Raw genomic sequence first — 19,779 nt, forward strand, 5'->3', positions numbered from 1 at the left:
CGTTTAAATCGGTGTCATTGCGCCTTGCGCACGTACTCGGCGCTTACGTAGGGCGAGTAATCCGGCAGTACGGCGGGAATGCGCTTCTGTTCCTTGAGAAATTCGGCGGTACGGGCGGTGGCCTTGGCCGTGCCGCCACCGAGCAATTCGGCGCTCACCTGCTGCTGGGCGTTGGGGTAGGTCGAGCCGGCCAGCAATTCGGGAATATCGGCGGGGTTGGCGCCGATCAGCTTGGCAATCTTCCTGGCCTGTTCGGAGTCGGCCGTCCACGTGGCGGCGTTGGCCTGGTAGTCGGCGAAGGCATCCAGGGTCACACCGGCGAACTCGGCAAGCACCTCGGGGTGCTTCTCGGCGAAGTCCTTGCGGGCCACCCACACCTCGAACGTCGGCGCGCCCCACTTGCCGACCTCGGCGGCGTCGGTCAGCACCTTGCCGCTGCGTTTGATTTCACCCAGCGCAGGCGACCAGACGAAAGCACCGTCGATGTCACCGCGCTTCCAGGCGGCATTGATCTCGGCCGGGTTGAGGTTGACGATCTTCACCGTGCGCGGATCGATCTTCCAGTGCTTCAGCGCACCGAGCAGGCTGTAGTGGGAGGTGGACACGAACGGCGTGGCGATGGTCTTGCCGACCAGTTGTTCGGGGCTGTCGATACCGCTGCCGTTGCGCACCACCAGTGCCTCGGCGGCGTTGATCTGCGCCGCTACCAGAAAGGTCACCAGTGGCAGCTTGCGCGAGGTGGCGGCGGCCAGCGGGCTGGAGCCGAGGTTGCCGATCTGCACGTCGCCGGACGCCAGCGCCGTCACCACGTCGGCGCCGGAATTGAAACGCCGCCAGTCGAGCTTCTCGCCGATGGCCTTGTCGTAGGTGCCATCGGCCTGGGCGACCTTGGAGGGGTCCACCCCGGTCTGGTAGCCGATCACGATGTCGGCCGCGTGGGCCTGGACGGCAGTGGCTGCAGCGACAGCGAGCAGCAGGGCTTTGATGGTTCGCTTCACGTTCGACTCCTCGCAAGTGGCACTGCCGCGGTCGATCCCGGGTGCCGAAGCGCCACCACGGCGCCGATGGAGGAGAATTTATGGTTATAAAAAATATAAAACCAATAACATTTAAGACTTAGCTTAGAGCGGGCGGTAACAGCCGTGGGCAAGAGCGCTGGCATCGAGCAAAGCGCGCCGTGCACGGGGTAAAACCGCGACCCGGATGCCGGTTTTCGACCGCCAGCGTCACGGGCCTCAGGGTGCAATGGCATCGGCCAGGGCTAGCGGGCCGTGTGTGGGCCGGGAGGAATCCACCCGGCCCCACGCTGGCGTCAGCTGGCAGGCACGACGTTGCGCAGGCGCTCAGCCAGTTGCGCCTGGAAATCGGCACTGAAGACCATCCCGTGCCGGCTCTCGATCAGCTCGCCAGCGCTGAAGCGTGCCTTGAACCAATCCTCGACGAATCCCGGGGCGTAGCCGCCGGTGCTGAAACCGCGGCCGCCGAAGGCGATCATCGGCGGGTAGGCGTCCAGATAGTCCTGGCGCCGCTCGACGCGGTGGCGGTGCTGGTACACCCAGAACTGCACGTCATACAGCAGGTAGGACAGCGGGTCGGCGTGCAGGGCGAAATAGCGTTTCTCCTCGAGCAGTTGCAGGGCAATCGCTCGGACAGCCTCGCCGATACGGGGAAACGGCGTGAAGTCGTCCAGCAGCGGCGCGAGCATCTCGGAAAACTCGCCTTCGGTTACCCGCCGCAGGTCTTCCTGAAAGTCCTCCTCTGACGTATCGAACGCCTCCTCGCAGACCAGCCCGCGCACGAAGGTTTCGAAATCCCTGGCCAGGACGGTGATCCGGTAATCGCCCTCCTGATCGACATGCACGACCTGCGGCTCGCCATCCGGGCCGCAGGCGCGGTAGTCGAGCGCGATCATGTCGTGGCCGGCGGAGGGGCAATCGCAGATGTACACGCCAATGTCCGGGTAGCCCCACTCCTCGATCATGAAGCGGCTACCGAGCTCGCCAGCCAGGGAGTAGCGCTTGTCACGCCCGATGCTGAGGAAACTGGTGATTGCCGCGTGATCCTCGGCCCAGGAGGTGGGCTCATCGGTCGGGCAGCAACACCGGTGCGGCGTACCGCCGTTGTGCCGGCGCATGAAGGCAACATAGGACGGCGGCAACCGGTAGCCGAGCTGCGCCTCGATCTCGGCAATCAGCGCGTCGCCGGGCGGCGCATCGGTGATGTGCTTGCGGGCGTAGACACTGTCGTCCCAGAACGCCTGCAGGTCGATGTCGTTCGGGAAGTCGCTCATGCGCCGCCCGCCCTTGCGCTGCCGACCCATGGGCCGGCGGCTTTCACTGTCCTGTTCATCGGTGCTCCCGTATCTGCTGAACGTCAGGTGTGCTCCGCCGTCAGACTGACCGCCCCGAGGGATGGTTCGCAACCGCGCTACTCGTTATCGCTGATCCGCCCTGCCGAATGCCCCTTGGGATTGCCTGCGCCACACAGTAGAATCCGCCGCTTTTCCAGGCGGCCACGACCATGCAACCAGGTGACTCCCCGCGTAACGGCGAACTGATCTACGGCCTAGAAGACCGCCCGCGTCCGCTGGTGGCCATTCTCGCGGCGCTGCAGCACCTGCTGGCGATCATCGTGCCGATCGTCACCCCCGGCCTGCTGATCTGCCAGGCGCTGGGCGTGTCGGCCCGCGACACCAACCTGATCGTGTCCATGAGCCTGGTGATTTCCGGCATCGCCACCTATGTGCAGTGCCGCCGGTTCGGTCCGCTCGGCGCCGGGCTGCTGGTGGTGCAGGGCACCAGCTTCAATTTCGTCGGCCCGCTGATCGCCGGCGGCGCGCTGATGGTCAAGCAGGGCACCCCGGTCGAAGCGGTGATGGCGGCAATCTTCGGCGTGGTGATCGCCGGCTCGTTCATCGAGATCGGCATCTCGCGCATCCTGCCGTTCGTGAAGAAACTGATCACCCCGCTGGTGACCGGCATCGTGGTGCTGATGATCGGCCTGACGCTGATCAAGGTCGGCCTGATCAGCATGGGCGGCGGCTACGGCGCGATGGCCAACGGCACCTTCGCCAACGGCGAAAATCTGCTGTTGTCCGGTGTGGTGCTGGCGGTGATCGTGGTGCTCAACCGCATTGCGGTGGTGTGGATGCGCAGCTGCGCGATCGTCATCGCCCTGCTGGTCGGCTATGCGCTGGCCGGTTACCTGGGCCGCCTGGATTTCACCGGCATGCACCAGGCCGAGCTATTCCAGGTGCCGACGCCATTGCACTTCGGCCTCGGTTTCTCCTGGAGCCTGTTCATCCCGATGCTGGTGATCTACCTCGTCACGTCCCTGGAAGCCATCGGTGACGTGACCGCCACCAGCAAGGTGTCCAAGCAGCCCGTCGAAGGCCCGCTGTGGATGCAGCGCATCAAGGGCGGGGTGCTGGTCAACGGCGTCAACTCGCTGCTGGCCGGCGTGTTCAATACCTTTCCCAGCTCGATCTTCGCCCAGAACAATGGGGTGATTCAGCTGACCGGCATCGCCAGCCGTCATATCGGTGTGTGGATCGCCCTGATGCTGGTGGTGCTCGGCCTGTTCCCGGCCGTGGCTGGGGTGATACAGGCGGTACCGGAGCCGGTGCTCGGCGGCGCGGCCATGGTGATGTTCGGCGCCGTCGCGGCCTCGGGCATCAACATTCTCGCCGGCATCGACCTGGATCGCCGCGCCCTGCTGATCATCGCCGTATCCCTGGCCCTTGGCCTCGGTGTGTCGCAGGTGCCGGAATTTCTCGCCCACATGCCGGCGGCGCTGCGCAACGTGCTGGAGTCGGGCGTGGCCACCGGCGGCATCTGCGCGCTGGTACTCAACTGGTTCCTGCCGGAAAGCCCGGCCAAGGCCGACGAGCACTGAGCCACCGTTCACGTGAAAAGCGCCGCTGCTTAGCGTGCCAGTCGGCACTGCCTGCAGGTGCCGAAGCGGATCGCCGCAAGGTTGGCTAAAGGCGCGTCCAGGTTTCGAAACGGTGCGCGGGCGCTGCCTCGCTGGCAGGCTGTTCAGCGCGTTCGACGCATTGCCACTGCGTTTCATCGAACGCTGGAAACCAGGCGTCGCCCTCGGGCTGCAACGCCACGCGGGTGAGGTACAGGCGGTCGGCAATCGGCAGCGCCTGTTCGTACAGCTGGGCGCCGCCGATCAGCATCACTTCGTCGACACCCTGCTCGCGGGCCCAGGCTTCGGCGCGCTCGCGGGCAACTGCTACCGTCGCGAAGACCTCGGCGCCGTCCAGGCGCAAGCCAGCCTGACGGCTGACCACCAGATTGAGCCGGCCGGGCAGCGGGCGGCCAAGGGAGTCCCAGGTCTTGCGCCCCATGATGATCGGCTTGCCGAGGGTCTTGGCCTTGAAGTGCTTGAGGTCCGCCGGCAGGTGCCAGGGCAGTTGGTTATCGCGGCCGATCACGCGGTTTTCCGCGAGGGCGGCGATCAGGCAGAGGGGGAGTCGTGTGGTCATGGCGGCCAGCATAACAGAGCACCCCGTTACCCCGCATGACTTGCCAGGCTGTCATCGTCACGCCATGGTTGTCGGTGCAGGCTGATTGCCCGCCCCCCTCAGGAGACCGAACCATGTCGCTACGCCAGTCCCGCCTGTTGGCGCTCAGTGCCCTGCTTGCGCTGCCCTTCACGGCCAGTGCCGATCCATCGGCAACGCCCGCCGCCCAGCGCGCCGATGATGGCAAACCGCTGATCATCGCCCACCGTGGGGCCAGCGGCTACGTACCCGAACACACCCTGGCGGCCTACGCGATCGCCATCCTGCAGGGCGCCGACTATGTCGAACCGGACCTGGTGATGAGCAAGGACGGGCAGCTGTTCGCACGCCACGACAACGAACTGGGCCTGACCACCGACGTGGCCAGGCACCCGGAATTCGCTGATCGCAAGCGCAAGCAGCGCATAGACGGCGTCGAGCTAGAGGGCTGGTTCAGCGAAGATTTCACCGCCGCCGAGCTCAAGCGCCTGCGCGCCATCGAGCGCATTCCCGATATTCGCCCGGGCAACACCCGCCTCGACGGCCAGTTCGAGATTCCCACCCTGCAGCAAATCATCGACCTGGTGAAAGCTCTGCAGGTCAGCCAGGGCCGCGAGATCGGCCTGTACATCGAGACCAAGCACCCCCAGCACTTCAAGGACCTGGGCCTGGCCCTGGAAAAGCCGCTGGTCGACACGCTGGCGCGCAACGGCTACCGCGACGCCAAGGCGCCGGTTTACATCCAGTCGTTCGAAGTCAGCAACCTGAAAGCGCTGCGCCAGATGAGTTCGCTGCGCCTGGTGCAGCTGTACGGCAAAGGCCAGCCCCATGATCAGGTGGTGCAGGGCAGCCCGCTGACCTACGCGCAGATGGCCACGCCAGCCGGGCTGCGCGCTGTCGCGCAGTACGCGGTCGGTGTCGGGCCGGACAAAGGCTACGTGATCCCTCGGCAGGCGGACGGCAGCCTGGGCCAACCGACACGTTTCGTGACCGATGCCCACGCCGCCGGGCTGCTGGTGCACCCGTACACCTTCCGCGCCGAGAATTCGTTCCTGCCGACCGAGCTGCAACGCGGCGACAGCCCGGCAGCCCGGGGGGATATCGACGCAGAGGTACGGGCCTTCCTCGCCACCGGTATCGATGGTCTATTTATCGACCAGCCGGATATCGCCGTGCGCCTGCGTGCCGAGCAGCAACGGTAACTGCGAGCTTTTGTCATTCACCACGCAACGGTATGCTCCCGGAGACCGTCACTCACCGGGAGATCGCGTGCCCCTATCCAAGCTGCAACGCCTCTGGCTCTGCGAGGCCGTGCGCCTGCGCGAAGAACATGCCGGGCTACTCGAGGACAGTGAAGCCAACCGCCGCGCCCAGGCGGCCGGCGGCGATCTGGCTACGCGTATCGAAAACCGTGCCCTGCTGCTCGCCGAGCGCGACGGCCAACAGCAGGCGCAACGCCACTGGTTGCAGGGCGCGCGCCTGGCAATGCTGCTGCTCGGCCTGCTGGCCCTGGCCAGCGGCGCCGGCCTGGCAGTCGCTGCGCTGGGCGACGGGCAGACGCCGGTCAACGTGTTCTGGGCGCTGGGCAGCCTGCTCGGCCTGCACCTGCTGATGCTGCTGGGCTGGGTGATCGGCCTGCTGTTCGGCGGCGGCCATGGCGCGGCGCTCGGGCGCATCTGGCTGTGGCTCAGCGAAAAACTCGCCCGTGACGCCAGCGCGCTGCACACCGGCCCCGCCCTGGTGCTGCTGCTGCGCCGCCAGCGCCTCAATCGCTGGCTGGTGGGCATGGCCGTGCATGGGCTCTGGCTGGTGGCACTGAGCACCGCGCTGCTGATGCTGCTGGCACTGCTGTCCACCCGCCGTTATGGCTTCGTCTGGGAAACCACCCTGCTGGGCGGCGACACCTTCGTCGCGCTGACCCAGGCCCTGGGCGCCCTGCCCGGCCTGCTGGGCTTTCCGGTGCCCGACGCCGCCACCGTGCGCGCCAGCGGCGACAGCCCGCTGCCGCTGGAATCGGCACGGCATGCCTGGGCCGGCTGGCTGATCGGCGTGGTGATGCTTTACGGCCTGCTGCCACGCTTGCTGCTGGGGCTGGTGTGCCTGTGGCGCTGGCGGCGCGGCGTGGCGCAGTTGCAACTGGACGTCGACCTGCCCGGTTACGGCCTGCTGCGCGAGCGCCTGCAACCCAACAGCGAACGCCTGGGCGTGTGCGATGCCGAGCCGGCGCAGCTTTATCAGGTGCAATCCGCTGCCGGCGTTGACGCCAGCAGCGGTGCACTGCTGGTCGCCATCGAACTGGACGACCGTCGTCCCTGGCCGCCGGTGCTGCCCAAGTCGGTGGCCGATGCCGGAATCATCGACAGCCGCGAACAACGCCGCCAGTTACTCGACCAGCTCACCCGATTCCCGCCCGCTCGCCTGGCCATCGCCTGTGACCCGCGACGCTCGCCAGACCGCGGCAGCCTGGCGTTGCTCGCCGAGCTGGCCCGCTGTGCAGGAAGCACCCGGGTCTGGCTGCTGCAACCACCACCAGGAGAAACCCTCGACAGCGAACGCCTCGGCGACTGGCACAAGGCGCTGGATCAACTGCAACTGGCACACAACGGCAGCTCGCCCCTGAATTGGCTGGAGACGGGCCATGATTGAAGAAAACCGTAAGGGGGGATCGGGCCGCGTAGCCGACGCTCTTTTCATCCGCCCTGCAGATGTAAAGCCTGGTGGATGGGTGAAGCGTCATCCACCCTACGTCGGTGTAGGAGCCGCGCCCTCGCGGCGAATGGTGGCCGCACCGCCACTGCGGCGGCATGGCTACCATCGCATCGCCCCGAGAGCGGTGCTCCTACAGGATCGACGCCCATGAGCAAGGCACTGAAGCTCGCCGTAGTCGGCCACACCAACGTCGGCAAGACCTCATTGCTGCGTACCCTGACCCGCGACATTGGTTTCGGCGAGGTCTCGCATCGCCCCAGCACCACCCGCCACGTCGAGGGCGCGCGCCTGTCGGTGGACGGCGAAGCGCTGCTGGAGCTGTATGACACGCCGGGACTGGAAGATGCCATCGCCCTGCTCGACTATCTCGACCAGCTAGATCGCCCCGGCGAGCGCCTCGACGGCCCGGCCCGCCTGGCGCGCTTCATGGAAGGCAGCGAGGCGCGCCAGCGTTTCGAACAGGAAGCCAAGGTGCTGCGCCAACTTCAGGCCTCCGATGCCGGCCTGTACGTGATCGACGCCCGCGAGCCGGTGCTGGCCAAGTACCGGGACGAGCTCAACGTGCTGGCTATGTGCGGCCGGCCGCTGCTGCCGGTACTGAATTTCGTGGCCAGCGCCAACCATCGCGAAGACGACTGGCGCGAGGCGCTGGCACGCCTGGGACTGCATGCCTTGGTGCGTTTCGACAGCGTGGCGCCGCCGCTCGATGGCGAGCGCCGGCTCTACGAAAGCCTGGCGCTGATGCACGAGAAGTCGCGCCCGCAGTTGCAACGCCTGATCGATGATCACGAGGCCCAGCGCGTGGCCCGGCACCGCAGCGCCAAGCGGCTGATCGCCGAATTGCTGATCGATTGCGCTGCCTGCCGGCGCAGCGTGGCGGGCGACGCCGAGCGGGCCACGGCCGCCATTGGAGAACTGCGCAACGAAGTTCGCCAGCGGGAACAACGCTGCGTGGAAGCCCTCCTGCGCCTGTACGCCTTCCGCCGTGAAGATGCCCGGGCCGACGACCTGCCCTTGCTGGACGGCCGCTGGGGCGACGACCTGTTCAACCCGGAAACCATCAAGCAACTGGGCATCCGCCTGGGCGGCGGTGCTGCCGCAGGCGCTGCGGCCGGCGCCGGCGTCGACCTGCTGGTCGGCGGCCTGACCCTGGGCACCGCGGCCCTGGCCGGCGCGCTGCTCGGCGGCGGCGCACAAACCCTGCGCAACTACGGCGCGCGTCTCAAGGGCAAGCTCCAGGGGCAGCGTGAGCTGACCGTCGACGACGCCGTGCTGCGCCTGCTCGCACTGCGCCAGCAGCACCTGCTGCAGGCCCTCGATCTGCGCGGCCACGCAGCGGTCGAAGCGGTGCGCCTCGATGCCCTGCAGGACAGCCAGTGGCGTGAAGGCAAGCTGCCCGGCGCCCTGCGTGTCGCCCGGGCGCGGCCGGAGTGGTCGTCGCTGAATCCCGGCGCCCGCCTCGATCAGGTCGAGCGCCAGGAACAGGTCGAGCGCCTGGCCAGGGAAATCGATCCGGCGCCGACTGCGAAATGAGCCTGTGCAGCGAACTGGCCGCCATCCTCGAACGCGAACTGCGCTTGGGCAACAGCCTCGGCCAGGCGCCCCATCGCGCCGGCTGGCCGCAGGCGGATTCACTGTTCGCCGCCCTGCGCCAGGACTTCAAGAGCGACCTGAGCCAGTTGCCGCCGTCGGTACAACACGGCCACTGCAACGACCCGCACTACGGCTGGTACGAAGAGCTCTACTGCCGTGATCACCACCACCTGCTGGTCGCCGGCGTGCCCAAACCCGGCCGCCGCTGATACCTGATTGCGAGCCTCGAACATGTCGGTTGCCAACCTGTTCCACGACAGCGAGCCGCCCGCCCAGGGCGAGCGCTTCGACACCCTGCTCAGCCATCGCAACCTGCAGATCGAGCGGATCCTCAGCTCGTCACGCATCGAGTCGGTGGATTACCTGCAGGAGCAGGACGAGTGGGTGCTGCTGGCCCGCGGCGAAGCGCGCATGACGGTAGCTGGCGAAGCGCTCGAGCTCACCGCCGGCGATCATCTGTTTCTGCCCGCTGGCACACCACACCGCGTGGAGCACACCAGCGAGGGCGCGCTGTGGCTGGCGATTCATTTGCACCCCAGCAACCCGTAGCCCGGGCTGAGCACAGCGATACCCGGGATTTGTGAAAACCCTTGCCACCGTCCCGGGTTACGCCTTCGGCTAACCCAGGCTACGAAACTGGCAATTGTAGTTAACCGTGGGAGCGCGCCATGCGCGCGAAAATTCGCGGGCATGGCGCGCTCCCACATACATGCACGACTTTAGCCGTAGGGTGGAAGACGCTTCACCCTTCCACCATGGCATCGCCACGATGCCCTTCAACGCCTGAGCAAGCTCGTCCACAGCGTCGCCGCCACGATCAGCAAGCCACCGATCCACGCCTGCACGCTCAACTGCTCACTAAGCCACAGCACGGCGAACAGCGCACCGAACAGCGGCTCGCTACCCATCAGCAGCGACACCCGGGTCGGACTGCTGCGGCGCAGTGCGTAGTTCTGCACGAAGAACGCGAACAGCGTGGCGAACAGCACCAGATACAAGGTGCCGATCCAGAACGCCGGCTCTGTCGGCAGGGCAGGCAAACCGCCTGGCAGGACCATCACGCCGAGCAGCAGGCAGCCAATACCGATCACCCCGGTCTGCACCGCGGTCAGCGCGAGCGCCGGTACCTGGGTGTGGGCGGTGAGCTTGCCGGTCAGGCAGACCAGCACCGCGCGCAGCAGCGCTGCCATCAGCATCAGGCCGTCACCGAGGTTGAAGTGCAGGTCGACGCCACCGCTGAGCAGCCAGGTGCCGAACAGCGACAGGGCCACCGCCGGCAGCAGCCGCGAGTCAGGCCGGCGGTCGAACATCAGCCACTCGACGAAGGGCGTGATGACCACGCACAGGCTGATCAGAAACGCGGCATTGCTGGCCGAGGTATGCAGCACGCCATAGGTTTCGCACAGGAAGATGGCCAGCATCACGCCGCCCAGCGGAATGCCCGGCGCCCAGGCCTGGCGCCCCTCGCCGCGTAACTGCGGCAGCAGAATCACGAAGGTCAGGCAGAAACGCACCGCCAGGAAGCCAAGCACCGGGTAGAACACCAGCGCCTCCTTGGCCACCCCGTAACTGGTGCCCCACACCAGCGCCACAAGCAGTAGCAGCAGATCGCTGGCCTGCAGCAGGCGTGAAGGGGCGCGGCTTATCAGCGTCGTCATGGGCTGTTTTCCTGGGGAATAAGTAGAGGCGCATTGTCCATTGCGTCCTTCAGCGTGATAATCCACCAGCCCTGAACAAGACCTGTTCCCCATGCGCACGAATCTGACGCCGCAACTGCTTCCCTACCTGGCCATCTTCGTGCGGGTGGTCGAGGCCGGCAGCTTTTCGGCCGCGGCGCGCCAGCAAGGCAGCACCGCCTCGGCGGTCAGCCGGCAGATCGCCCACCTAGAGCAGACACTCGGCGTACGCCTGCTGGAGCGCACCACCCGCCGCCTGCGCCTGAGCGAGGCTGGCAGCGAAGTGTTCGAGCGCTGCAAGGACATGCTCGACGCCGCGCAGGCCGCCCTCGATGTGGGCGAGCGGCTGATGAGCCAACCGCGCGGCCGGGTGCGCCTGAGCGTGCCCAAGGCCTTTGGGCGCTTTCTGGTCATGCCGCTGATCAACGACTTTCTGCAGCGCTACCCGGAGGTGGATATCAGCCTCAACCTCAGCGACCGCAGCCCGGACCTGATCAGCGATCAATTCGACCTGCTGGTGAGCATCACCGACCAGCCGCCGCCTACCCTGGCCGGTCGGCCGCTGTGCAACGTCCAACAGCTGCTGTGTGCGAGCCCCACCTATCTGCAGCGCCACGGCATGCCCCAGCACCCCAGCGAGCTGGTGCGCCACGCCTGCCTCTATCTGGACGAAACCGCGGACGACCACCGCTGGCACTTCAGCAATGGGCCGGAGCAATGCGTGGTGGCGGTATGCGGCCGCTTCGCCAGCAACCACAGCGAAGTCCGCCTCAACGCCGCGCTCGAGCACCTGGGCGTCACCTGCCTGCCACACTTCACGGCCGCGGCGTCACTGGCCAATGGCGAGTTGCTGCGTGTGCTACCGCAGTGGCGCTACACGGGCTCCTACCAAGGCACGGCGTGGATTCTCTACCACCCGACCCGCCACCTGCCGCCCAAGCTGCGGGTGCTGATCGACCACCTCGCCGAGGGGCTGGGCAAGGGCCGCTGAGGCGGTTCGCAAAACATCAGACGGGCAAAGCGCAGTAGAATCACTCGCCTTCAATCAGCCGGCTCGTCATTCAAGGATCAGCAGTGGAACACCAGGATCTTTTCAAGAAACACAGTGACTTCATCTGGGACATCGCCAACCTGCTGCGTGGCCAGATCGATGTGCGCGACTGGCAAGCACCTTAATCCAGACAGTCTACGCAGGACAAGGACGTCGCCTGATGCAAGTCGAACAGTTCACTTCCGGCCACTGGCTGCAGCAATACCAGTACAAGAGCTTTTCGCCGACGCCGATCAACTGCGAATGGCAGTGGCTCGACCCGCAGCTAAATACCCTGCTGGAGCGCGCCTCGCGGGCGTTGGCGGAGCTGAATGCGCTGTCGCTGATGGTGCCGGACGTAGACCTGTTCATCCGCATGCATATCGCCAAGGAGGCCAATACCTCCAGCCGTATCGAGGGCACCCAGACGCAGATGGACGAGGCGCTGATGCGCAAGGAGCAGGTGGCCGGAGAAACGCGACGACTGGCAGGAGGTGCAGAACTATATCGAGGCAATCAACACCGCCGTCGACGACCTCAAAGAGTTGCCACTGTCCATCCGCGTGCTCAAGCAGACCCATGCGGTGCTGATGCAGGGCGTTCGTGGCGACCACAAGATGCCGGGGGAATTTCGTACCTCGCAGAACTGGATCGGCGGCAGTAACCTGAACAACGCCGTGTTCGTGCCGCCACACCCAGGCGAAGTGCCAGAGCTGATGGGCGGCCTGGAGAAGTTCTGGCACAACGAGCAGGTGCAGGTACCCGACCTTATCCGCATCGCCCTGAGCCATCACCAGTTCGAGACCACCCACCCGTTTCTCGATGGTAACGGGCGCATCGGCCGCCTGCTGATCACCCTGTATCTGGTGGACAAGGGCCTGCTGCACAAACCGGCGCTGTACCTGTCGGACTTCTTCGAGCGCAACCGCGGTGCCTACTACGATGCCCTGACCGTGGTGCGCAGCTCCAACGACCTGCTGCACTGGCTGCGTTTCTTCCTCACCGCGGTGGTGGAAACGGCGACCAGCAGCAAGAACACCTTCATGGCGATCATGGCACTGCGCCAGGAGGTGGAGCATCAGATATTCATGCTCGGCAAACGTGCGGAAAATGCCAAGAAGCTGCTGCTGCACCTGTACCAGCGGCCCATGGTCAGCATTGGCGAAGCGGCAGAGGTACTCGGGTTGACACACCAGAGCGCCACCGCCCTGGTGAAGCAGCTCGAGAGCTTGAACATTCTGGTGGAAACCACGGGCTACGGTCGCAACCGGCTTTACCTGTTCAAACGGTATTTCGACCTGTTCATGGCCTGAAAAAGCTGCGTTCGGCTTACACACAGAAAATCATATGTAAGAATTAGCCTCCAAATTTACATATGGGTTTTCGTATGTAAGATTCCCCAGCGAAAATTACAGATAAATCGCGCTATGTAAGAAGGCGCTGTTGAAGCTCACAGAAGGATCGACCGTGGCCAAGAAGCATAGCGAAGCGCTTTGGAAGACGCTATCGAGTACTCCTTACTTCATGAGGGTGGCTTAACGCGGGGCCATAGCCAGGGTTTTGATCGTACTCGCGCCCAGGAGGCAACCAGCGCACTGGACTTTATCCAGCGTACCCAAGTGAACCCTGGTAGACGTTGCAGACCATTCAGGGACGCGCCACGGAGGCGCTGGTGCTCGACAGCCTGTGCAAGGAGCTGGATACCAAAGGCATGCTCGAGGTGCTGCGCCATGGCGTGTACAGGGCGCTACGTAAGTAGCTGCTAAACCGCTCGTCATCAATTCGTTTGGGTGGCCACGGAGGGCTAGTCGCAAGTCCGAGAGGCAGATGCGAACATCACCCCACCCGCGTTCTGGCGAGGCCAATTTTGTGTGTTGCCAATATGACTGTGCTGATCAAAAAGCTTCGTCACTGGCTGGAGCGGCGCTGCCTGGAGCGTCAGCCGGTGTGCACGGCCGACCACGTTACCCTGGAGAACATCGAAACCGAGGTCGGTAATCGGGTTCTGGACAGCCTCAAGGCCGAGGGCTGGTGGCAGGTCGCTCAATACAGCCCGCTGGCGTTCGACAAGGGCATCGATTACGACAGTTACCGGCTGCGCCGTGGCCTGGATGAGCTGAGGCTGGAGTGGGACAACTGGTTCGAGTGGAAGCTCAGCGGGCCAAGCGAGATCGTTGAGGAAATCGCCGAGCGTTTTTCGCTAACGAGGTGAGCGCATCACTTCCCGAGTCAGACCGCGACCGGCGCCTTGATATGCGGGTGCGCTTGGTAGCCGACCAACTCGAAATCCTCGAAACTGAAGGCGAACAGGTCCTTCACCTCGGGGTTGAGCTTCATGGTTGGCAACGGCAGCGGCTCGCGGGTCAGCTGCAGGTCGGCCTGTTCCAGGTGGTTGGCGTACAGGTGGCAGTCACCGCCGGTCCAGATGAACTCGCCGGGCTGCAGGCCGCACACCTGCGCCACCATCAACGTCAGCAGCGCATAGCTGGCGATGTTGAAGGGCACACCCAGGAAAATGTCCGCCGAGCGCTGGTAGAGCTGGCAGCTGAGCTTGCCGTCCGCCACGTAGAACTGGAACAGCGCGTGGCACGGCGGCAGGGCCATCTGCTCGACCAGCGCCGGGTTCCAGGCGGAGACGATCAGGCGGCGCGAGTCCGGGTTCTTCTTGATCATCTCGATCAGCTTGCTGATCTGGTCAACCGACTCGCCGTTCGGCGCCGGCCAGTTGCGCCACTGGTAACCGTACACCGGGCCGAGGTCGCCGTTCTCGTCGGCCCACTCGTCCCAGATGCGTACGCCGTTGTCCTTCAGGTATTTGATGTTGGTGTCACCCTGCAGGAACCACAGCAGCTCGTGAATGATCGACTTGAGGTGGCATTTCTTGGTGGTCACCAGGGGAAAACCGTCGGCCAGGTCGAAACGCATCTGGTGGGCGAACACGCTGTAGGTGCCGGTGCCGGTGCGGTCTTGCTTGAAGGTGCCGTTCTCGCGCACGTGGCGCATCAGGTCGAGGTACTGTTTCATCGGGCTACCTCCGCTGCGGGCTGGCGCTTGTAGGCGTAGACCATCACGCCCAGGCCGGCGAGCACCATCGGTACGCAGAGCACCTGACCCATGGTCAGCCAGCCCCAGGCCAGGTAACCGAGCTGGGCATCCGGCACACGCACCAGTTCGACGATGAAGCGGAAAATCCCGTAGCACACCGCGAACAGACCCGAGACCGCCATGGTCGGCCGCGGTTTGCGCGAATAGACCCAGAGGATGACGAACAGCGCGACGCCTTCCAGGGCGAACTGGTACAGCTGCGACGGGTGCCGCGGCTCCGGCCCGCCGGTGGGGAACACCATGGCCCAAGGCACGTCGGTGACCTTGCCCCACAGTTCGGCATTGATGAAGTTGCCGATACGCCCGGCGCCGAGGCCGATCGGCACAAGCGGGGCGATGAAATCCATCAGTTCGAAGAAGCTCTTGCCGTTGCGCCGGGCGAACCACAGGGTGGCCAGCATCACGCCGATCAGGCCGCCGTGGAACGACATGCCACCCTTCCACACTTCAAGGATCAGCAGCGGGTTGGCGATATAGGCCGGCAGGTCATAGAACAGCACGTAGCCCAGGCGACCACCGAGGATTACCCCCATCGCCACCCAGAACACCAGGTCGGAGAGCTTCTCCTTGCTCCAGGTCGGGTCGAAGGCGTGCAGGCGCCGCGAAGCGAGGAACCAGGCACCACCGATACCGACCAGGTACATCAGGCCGTACCAGTGGATCTGCAGAAACCCCAGGTCGAGGGCGACCGGGTCAATGTTCGGGTAAGGCAGCATCAGGATTCCTCACAACAGAAAATTCAGGCCAACGATGAACAGCAACAGCGCGAACAAGCGTTTGAGCACCCGCGGTGACAGGCGGTGCGCCAGGCGCGCGCCGGTGCTTGCAAAGAACACACTGGTCAGGGCGATGCCCAGCAGCGCCGGCAGGTACACATAACCCAGGCTCCAGCCAGGCAGACGCGCGTCGCCCCAGCCCAGCCACAGATAACTCAGCGCGCCCGCCGCGGCGATGGGCCAGCCGCATGCCGAAGACGTTGCCACGGCCTGCTGCACGGACACGCCGCGCCAGGTCAAGAACGGTACGGTCAGCGAGCCGCCGCCGATGCCGATGATCGCCGAAGCCCAGCCGATCACCCCACCCGCCGCGCTCAGGCCAGCCTTGCCGGGCACTTCACGGCTGGCCCTGGGCTTGAGATCCAGCGCCAGTTGCAGGGCGACGCACAGCGCGAACACGCCGATGATCTTCTGCAGCACCTGCCCATCGATGGACTCGGCGGTCAGCGCACCGAGCACCGAACCCAGCACGATACCCACCGTCAGCCAGACGAACAGCCCCCAGCGCACTGCACCACGGCGATGATGCTCGCGCACCGCATTGACCGAGGTGAACAGAATGGTGGCCAGCGAGGTACCGACCGCCATGTGGGTCAGCACCGAGCTGTCGAAGCCCTGGGCGGTGAAGGTGAAGATCAGCACCGGCACGATGACCATGCCGCCACCGACGCCAAACAGCCCGGCCAGCAGGCCTGCCGCGGCACCGAGCAGGATGTACAGTAAGAAGACCATGGTGTGCTCTGAAAAGCGATGCGGCATGGTAGCGGAAGCAGCCCGCAGCCTCTACTTTTGGCGATGGATGCCACAGGATGCTTTGCGTAGAGTGAGGGCTCTCCAAGGAAGCGAGCTGCACCGTGGCCAATACTTTTTACCTTCGCATCGCCTGCAACCATTTGCACCTCACCCACCTGGAAAGCGCTCGCGTAGCGGTGCTCGAGGCTCATCCGCCCTTCAGCAATCAACGCTTGCTGGTGGCGGAGTTCAGCATCGCCGACCGCATGATCAAGGAGGCCGTGCAGAGCCTTATGCCCAAGCGCCTGAGCTTTCTCAATTGCGCACCCAAGCTGTTGATCCAGCCACTGGAGTTGCTGGAAGGCGGCCTTTCTCAGGTGGAGCAGCGCATTCTGATGGAGCTCGGCATGGGCGCCGGGGCACGCAAGGTTGTCGTGCATGTCGGCGAAATCCTCGACGCCGCCGGCGTGCGCAGCAGGCTGAGCTAGGCATGTGTCTGATCGCCCTTGCCTGGCGCCCCGGTCACTACCTGCCACTGCTGGTGGCGGCCAATCGCGACGAGTTCCATGCCCGGCCGACCGCCGCCATGGCCGAGTGGCCGCAGGCCCCAGGCCTGGTCGCCGGGCGCGACCTGCAGGCTGGCGGCACCTGGCTGGGTATCGGCCCCGATGGACGCTTTGCTGCCCTCACCAATATTCGCGACCCGCGGGCTGAGCAGGGCTCACGCTCAAGAGGGGAACTGCCGCTGCGCTTTCTGCAGGGCAAACAGGGGGCCGGGGCTTTTCTGGACGCGCTGCGCCGCGAAGCGGACGACTACAGCGGCTTCAACCTGCTGGTCGGCGACCGCGAGGCGCTGTGGCACTTCAATTCCCACACCGGGCAAGCCCAGGCGCTGCCGCCCGGCATTCACGGCGTTTCCAATGCCGACCTGGATACCCCCTGGCCAAAGCTGCAGCGAGCCAAGGCAGCGCTTGCCACCGCACTGGACGAGCCCGATGAAAATACCCTGTTCACCCTCCTCGCCGACACCACGAAACCCGATGACGCGGCCCTGCCGGATACCGGCGTAGGCGGGGATCTAGAGCGGCTGCTTGGCGGCGTATTCATCGTCAGCCCGACCTACGGCACCCGCGCCAGCACACTGCTGCTCACTTACGCCGATGGCAAGCGGCTCATCATCGAGCGCAGTTTCGGGGCTGAGGGTACGCCGAGCGGTGAGGTGCGATTCGAGGTCCAGGCTGGCAGTTGGGCGGCTGAGCAGCTTTTTGGGGAGCGGGCGCTAACGCCTCGCTCATGGCCGTGAAGCTGTCGCACGCGTGGCGCGCTCCCGCAGGTTAGCGGCTGCGTGCTACGCAGCCGCAGTCAAGCCTGAATATCCGACGCCGGATTGATCATACGGCCCAGGCCGAGGTTGCGCAGGGCCAGTTGCAGGGTGCTGTGGATAACCTGCGGGTTGTCGATGCGCATCACCTGGCCGAGCAGGTCCTTGGCCTTGCCCATGCTGATCTGGCGCAGCAACCACTTCACCTTTGGCAGGTTGGTGGCGTTCATCGACAGGCTGTCGAAGCCCATTGCCATGAGCAGCACGGCGGCGGTCGGGTCACCGGCCATTTCACCGCAGATGCTTACCGGCTTGCCTTCGGCGTGGGAGTCCTCCACTACCTTGGTCAGCGCCTGCAGAACCGCAGGGTGAAGGAAGTCGTAGAGATCGGCGACGCGCGGGTTGTTGCGGTCGACCGCCAGCAGGTACTGGGTCAGGTCATTGGAGCCGACCGACAGGAAGTCCACCTGGCGGGCCAGTTCGCGGGTCTGGTAGACGGCCGCGGGAATCTCGATCATCACGCCGATCGGCGGCAACGGCACGTCCGTGCCCTCGTCGCGCACCTCGCCCCAGGCGCGATGAATCAGGTGCAACGATTCTTCCAGTTCCTGAATCCCGGAGATCATCGGCAGCAGAATGCGCAGGTTGTTCAGCCCTTCGCTGGCCTTGAGCATGGCGCGTACCTGCACCAGGAAGATTTCCGGGTGGTCGAGGGTCACGCGGATGCCGCGCCAGCCGAGGAAAGGGTTGTCTTCCTTGATCGGAAAATAGCTCAGGGCCTTGTCGCCGCCGACATCCAGGGTGCGCATGGTTACCGGCAGCGGATGAAAGGCGGCCAACTGCTCGCGGTAGATCGCCAGCTGTTCCTTCTCGCTGGGGAACCGATCCTTGATCATGAACGGCACTTCGGTACGGTACAGGCCAACACCTTCGGCGCCCCGCTCCTGCGCCCGTACCACGTCGGCGAGCAGCCCGGTATTGACCCACAGCGGCATGTGGTGGCCGTCAAGGGTCTCGCAAGGCAGGGCGCGCAGGGCGTCGAGGCCCTTGGTGAGCTGGCGATCTTCCTCGACTACATCGGCATACTGCTTGCGCAGGATCTCGCTGGGGTTGGTGAAGACTTCGCCGTGGTAACCATCGACGATCAGCTGAATGCCGTCGATCTTCGAATACGGCAGCTCGACCGCGCCCATCACCGTGGGGATGCCCATGGCGCGGGCGAAGATCGCCACATGCGAGTTGCCCGAACCCTGCACCGAGACCAAACCGACCAGCTTGCCTTCCGGCACTTCGCCAAGCATCGCCGGCGACAGTTCCTCGGCGACCAGGATGCAGTTGTCCGGATAGACCAGCGCCTGCTGGCGAGCCTGCTGCAGGTAAGCGAGCAGCCGGCGGCCGAGGTCCCTGACGTCCGAGGCGCGCTCGCGCAGGTAGGCGTCGTCCATCAGTTCGAAACGATTGATGTGCTCGCTGACCACATGGCGCAGCGCGCCTTGGGCCCACTGACCGGTCTTGATGATCTTGACCACTTCGTTACCGAGCGCGGCGTCTTCGAGCATCATCAGGTAGACGTCGAACAATGCCCGCTCTTCCGGACGCAACTGGGTGGCCATGCGTTCGGAGAGGCTGCGCATGTCGCCGCGCACGCCTTCCAGGGCGTCGTTGAACAGCTTGAGTTCGGCACCGATATCGGTAACCGCGCGGTCGGGCACCACGTCCAGATCGGCCGGCGGCAGCACCACCACCGCAGTACCCACGGCAGCGCCGGGCGAACCTGGTACGCCGACGAACTTGGCTTCCTGGATGCCCTTGCCCTGCTTGCCCAGGCCGCGGATCGAACCGGTCGCCTCGGCATGCGCAATAACCCCGGCGAGCTGCGCGCTCATGGTCACCAGGAAGGCTTCTTCGCCTTCATCGAACTGGCGGCGCTCCTTCTGCTGCACCACCAGTACGCCCATCACCCGACGGTGGTGGATGATCGGTGAGCCGAGGAAGGAGGCATAGCGCTCTTCACCGGTTTCAGCGAAATAACGATAGCGCGGGTGTTCGGAGGCATTCTCGAGGTTCAGCGGCTCTTCGCGGGTACCCACCAGGCCCACCAGGCCTTCGTTGGGCGCCATGCTGACCTTGCCGATGGAGCGCTTGTTGAGGCCGTCGGTGGCCATCAGCACGAAGCGGTTGCTCTCCGGGTCGAGCAGGTACACGGAGCACACCTGGGTGCCCATGGTCTCCTTGACGCGCTGCACGATGATGCCCAGCGCCGCCTTGAGATCCTTGGCGGCGTTGACTTCCTGGACGATCTTGCGCAGCGTGTTGAGCATGCCTGA

At 65.1% G+C, this 19,779-nt stretch carries 21 protein-coding genes; 13 read left to right on the forward strand and 8 right to left on the reverse strand.

All coding sequences use genetic code 11. The features are described 5' to 3' along the window. Positions 1-14: 14 nt before the first annotated feature. Both tauA and ACZ0AV_RS13065 read right to left on the reverse strand, forming a co-directional pair. The gene (gene tauA / locus ACZ0AV_RS13060; protein WP_499151416.1) at positions 15-998 is read right to left on the reverse strand and encodes a taurine ABC transporter substrate-binding protein; all 984 of its coding nucleotides are present in this window, start codon (positions 996-998) and stop codon (positions 15-17) included. 314 nt (positions 999-1,312) lie between these two features. Then, positions 1,313-2,290, reverse strand: a complete 978-nt coding sequence (locus ACZ0AV_RS13065; protein ID WP_499151417.1) for an SMI1/KNR4 family protein — start codon at positions 2,288-2,290, stop codon at positions 1,313-1,315. A gap of 230 nt (positions 2,291-2,520) precedes the next feature. On the opposite strand from ACZ0AV_RS13065, the gene ACZ0AV_RS13070 reads away from it, so the two are divergent. Further along, positions 2,521-3,894, forward strand: a complete 1,374-nt coding sequence (locus ACZ0AV_RS13070; RefSeq protein WP_499151418.1) for a uracil-xanthine permease family protein — start codon at positions 2,521-2,523, stop codon at positions 3,892-3,894. Positions 3,895-3,979: 85 nt separating this feature from the next. Here ACZ0AV_RS13070 and ACZ0AV_RS13075 read toward each other — a convergent pair whose 3' ends face one another. After that, positions 3,980-4,504, reverse strand: coding sequence for a dihydrofolate reductase (locus ACZ0AV_RS13075; protein ID WP_499151419.1), 525 nt, complete (start codon positions 4,502-4,504; stop codon positions 3,980-3,982). A gap of 101 nt (positions 4,505-4,605) precedes the next feature. Here ACZ0AV_RS13075 and ACZ0AV_RS13080 point away from each other — a divergent pair, with 101 nt between their 5' ends. The 5 genes from ACZ0AV_RS13080 (at position 4,606) to ACZ0AV_RS13100 (ending at position 9,361) form a co-directional block, all read left to right on the forward strand. Continuing rightward, the gene (locus tag ACZ0AV_RS13080; protein ID WP_499151420.1) at positions 4,606-5,712 is read left to right on the forward strand and encodes a glycerophosphodiester phosphodiesterase; all 1,107 of its coding nucleotides are present in this window, start codon (positions 4,606-4,608) and stop codon (positions 5,710-5,712) included. A 67-nt stretch (positions 5,713-5,779) separates the two neighbouring features. After that, positions 5,780-7,156 carry a DUF2868 domain-containing protein gene (locus ACZ0AV_RS13085; RefSeq protein ID WP_499151421.1) on the forward strand — a complete coding sequence of 459 codons (1,377 nt, stop codon included), beginning with the start codon at positions 5,780-5,782 and terminating at the stop codon, positions 7,154-7,156. A gap of 210 nt (positions 7,157-7,366) precedes the next feature. Next, positions 7,367-8,752: a GTPase/DUF3482 domain-containing protein gene (locus ACZ0AV_RS13090; protein ID WP_499151422.1), complete on the forward strand. Its 1,386-nt coding sequence runs from the start codon at positions 7,367-7,369 to the stop codon at positions 8,750-8,752. Continuing rightward, positions 8,749-9,021, forward strand: a complete 273-nt coding sequence (locus tag ACZ0AV_RS13095; protein WP_092367363.1) for a hypothetical protein — start codon at positions 8,749-8,751, stop codon at positions 9,019-9,021. The genes ACZ0AV_RS13090 and ACZ0AV_RS13095 overlap by 4 nt, the downstream gene beginning before the upstream one ends. Before the next feature lie 22 nt (positions 9,022-9,043). After that, the gene (locus ACZ0AV_RS13100; protein ID WP_499151423.1) at positions 9,044-9,361 is read left to right on the forward strand and encodes a cupin domain-containing protein; all 318 of its coding nucleotides are present in this window, start codon (positions 9,044-9,046) and stop codon (positions 9,359-9,361) included. Between the two features lie 227 nt (positions 9,362-9,588). Here the strand turns inward: ACZ0AV_RS13100 and ACZ0AV_RS13105 are convergent, their stop codons facing one another. Further along, positions 9,589-10,470 (reverse strand): DMT family transporter, encoded by an 882-nt coding sequence (locus tag ACZ0AV_RS13105; RefSeq protein WP_499151424.1) that lies wholly within the window; start codon positions 10,468-10,470, stop codon positions 9,589-9,591. A gap of 91 nt (positions 10,471-10,561) precedes the next feature. Here ACZ0AV_RS13105 and ACZ0AV_RS13110 point away from each other — a divergent pair, with 91 nt between their 5' ends. The 5 genes from ACZ0AV_RS13110 (at position 10,562) to ACZ0AV_RS13130 (ending at position 13,730) form a co-directional block, all read left to right on the forward strand. Further along, positions 10,562-11,479 carry a LysR family transcriptional regulator gene (locus ACZ0AV_RS13110; RefSeq protein WP_499151425.1) on the forward strand — a complete coding sequence of 306 codons (918 nt, stop codon included), beginning with the start codon at positions 10,562-10,564 and terminating at the stop codon, positions 11,477-11,479. Positions 11,480-11,699: 220 nt separating this feature from the next. Then, on the forward strand, positions 11,700-12,182 hold the full coding sequence (locus ACZ0AV_RS13115) for a Fic/DOC family N-terminal domain-containing protein (protein WP_499151426.1): 483 nt from the start codon (positions 11,700-11,702) through the stop codon (positions 12,180-12,182). After that, positions 12,064-12,831, forward strand: a complete 768-nt coding sequence (locus ACZ0AV_RS13120; protein ID WP_499151427.1) for a Fic family protein — start codon at positions 12,064-12,066, stop codon at positions 12,829-12,831. The genes ACZ0AV_RS13115 and ACZ0AV_RS13120 overlap by 119 nt, the downstream gene beginning before the upstream one ends. A 323-nt stretch (positions 12,832-13,154) precedes the next feature. After that, a complete protein-coding gene (locus tag ACZ0AV_RS13125) occupies positions 13,155-13,277 on the forward strand; it encodes a hypothetical protein (protein WP_499151428.1) in 123 nt (40 codons plus the stop codon). A 123-nt stretch (positions 13,278-13,400) separates the two neighbouring features. Beyond that, positions 13,401-13,730: a hypothetical protein gene (locus ACZ0AV_RS13130; RefSeq protein ID WP_499151429.1), complete on the forward strand. Its 330-nt coding sequence runs from the start codon at positions 13,401-13,403 to the stop codon at positions 13,728-13,730. A 17-nt stretch (positions 13,731-13,747) separates the two neighbouring features. On the opposite strand, the gene ACZ0AV_RS13135 is transcribed toward ACZ0AV_RS13130, so the two are convergent. The 3 genes from ACZ0AV_RS13135 to ACZ0AV_RS13145 are packed head-to-tail and all read right to left on the reverse strand — an operon-like array spanning position 13,748 to position 16,131. Continuing rightward, positions 13,748-14,542 (reverse strand): thymidylate synthase, encoded by a 795-nt coding sequence (locus ACZ0AV_RS13135; protein WP_499151430.1) that lies wholly within the window; start codon positions 14,540-14,542, stop codon positions 13,748-13,750. After that, positions 14,539-15,339, reverse strand: a complete 801-nt coding sequence (gene lgt / locus ACZ0AV_RS13140) for a prolipoprotein diacylglyceryl transferase (protein WP_499151431.1) — start codon at positions 15,337-15,339, stop codon at positions 14,539-14,541. The genes ACZ0AV_RS13135 and lgt overlap by 4 nt, the downstream gene beginning before the upstream one ends. 9 nt (positions 15,340-15,348) lie before the next feature. Then, entirely contained in the window at positions 15,349-16,131 is a 783-nt protein-coding gene (locus ACZ0AV_RS13145; RefSeq protein ID WP_499151432.1) for a sulfite exporter TauE/SafE family protein, read from the reverse strand. 122 nt (positions 16,132-16,253) lie between these two features. Here ACZ0AV_RS13145 and ACZ0AV_RS13150 point away from each other — a divergent pair, with 122 nt between their 5' ends. Together ACZ0AV_RS13150 and ACZ0AV_RS13155 are read left to right on the forward strand one after the other, a co-directional pair. Then, positions 16,254-16,619 carry a hypothetical protein gene (locus tag ACZ0AV_RS13150; protein WP_499151433.1) on the forward strand — a complete coding sequence of 122 codons (366 nt, stop codon included), beginning with the start codon at positions 16,254-16,256 and terminating at the stop codon, positions 16,617-16,619. Positions 16,620-16,621: 2 nt separating this feature from the next. Continuing rightward, a complete protein-coding gene (locus tag ACZ0AV_RS13155; protein ID WP_499151434.1) occupies positions 16,622-17,434 on the forward strand; it encodes an NRDE family protein in 813 nt (270 codons plus the stop codon). A gap of 59 nt (positions 17,435-17,493) precedes the next feature. Here the strand turns inward: ACZ0AV_RS13155 and ptsP are convergent, their stop codons facing one another. Further along, complete coding sequence (gene ptsP, locus ACZ0AV_RS13160) at positions 17,494-19,773, reverse strand: phosphoenolpyruvate--protein phosphotransferase (protein ID WP_499151435.1); 2,280 nt, start codon at positions 19,771-19,773, stop codon at positions 17,494-17,496. Positions 19,774-19,779: the final 6 nt, after the last annotated feature.

The sequence above is a fragment of the Pseudomonas sp. AC532 genome (genome assembly GCF_979258965.1).

What these genes read in the sequence shown, in the direction of transcription:
- ACZ0AV_RS13065 (WP_499151417.1), bottom strand. Translation starts at nt 2,290, where the DNA reads ATGAGCGACTTCCCGAACGACATCGACCTGCAGGCGTTCTGGGACGAC.
- ACZ0AV_RS13070 (WP_499151418.1), top strand. Translation starts at nt 2,521, where the DNA reads ATGCAACCAGGTGACTCCCCGCGTAACGGCGAACTGATCTACGGCCTA.
- ACZ0AV_RS13075 (WP_499151419.1), bottom strand. Translation starts at nt 4,504, where the DNA reads ATGCTGGCCGCCATGACCACACGACTCCCCCTCTGCCTGATCGCCGCC.
- ACZ0AV_RS13080 (WP_499151420.1), top strand. Translation starts at nt 4,606, where the DNA reads ATGTCGCTACGCCAGTCCCGCCTGTTGGCGCTCAGTGCCCTGCTTGCG.
- ACZ0AV_RS13090 (WP_499151422.1), top strand. Translation starts at nt 7,367, where the DNA reads ATGAGCAAGGCACTGAAGCTCGCCGTAGTCGGCCACACCAACGTCGGC.
- ACZ0AV_RS13095 (WP_092367363.1), top strand. Translation starts at nt 8,749, where the DNA reads ATGAGCCTGTGCAGCGAACTGGCCGCCATCCTCGAACGCGAACTGCGC.
- ACZ0AV_RS13100 (WP_499151423.1), top strand. Translation starts at nt 9,044, where the DNA reads ATGTCGGTTGCCAACCTGTTCCACGACAGCGAGCCGCCCGCCCAGGGC.
- ACZ0AV_RS13105 (WP_499151424.1), bottom strand. Translation starts at nt 10,470, where the DNA reads ATGACGACGCTGATAAGCCGCGCCCCTTCACGCCTGCTGCAGGCCAGC.
- ACZ0AV_RS13110 (WP_499151425.1), top strand. Translation starts at nt 10,562, where the DNA reads ATGCGCACGAATCTGACGCCGCAACTGCTTCCCTACCTGGCCATCTTC.
- ACZ0AV_RS13115 (WP_499151426.1), top strand. Translation starts at nt 11,700, where the DNA reads ATGCAAGTCGAACAGTTCACTTCCGGCCACTGGCTGCAGCAATACCAG.
- ACZ0AV_RS13130 (WP_499151429.1), top strand. Translation starts at nt 13,401, where the DNA reads ATGACTGTGCTGATCAAAAAGCTTCGTCACTGGCTGGAGCGGCGCTGC.
- ACZ0AV_RS13135 (WP_499151430.1), bottom strand. Translation starts at nt 14,542, where the DNA reads ATGAAACAGTACCTCGACCTGATGCGCCACGTGCGCGAGAACGGCACC.
- lgt (WP_499151431.1), bottom strand. Translation starts at nt 15,339, where the DNA reads ATGCTGCCTTACCCGAACATTGACCCGGTCGCCCTCGACCTGGGGTTT.
- ACZ0AV_RS13145 (WP_499151432.1), bottom strand. Translation starts at nt 16,131, where the DNA reads ATGGTCTTCTTACTGTACATCCTGCTCGGTGCCGCGGCAGGCCTGCTG.
- ACZ0AV_RS13155 (WP_499151434.1), top strand. Translation starts at nt 16,622, where the DNA reads ATGTGTCTGATCGCCCTTGCCTGGCGCCCCGGTCACTACCTGCCACTG.
- ptsP (WP_499151435.1), bottom strand. Translation starts at nt 19,773, where the DNA reads ATGCTCAACACGCTGCGCAAGATCGTCCAGGAAGTCAACGCCGCCAAG.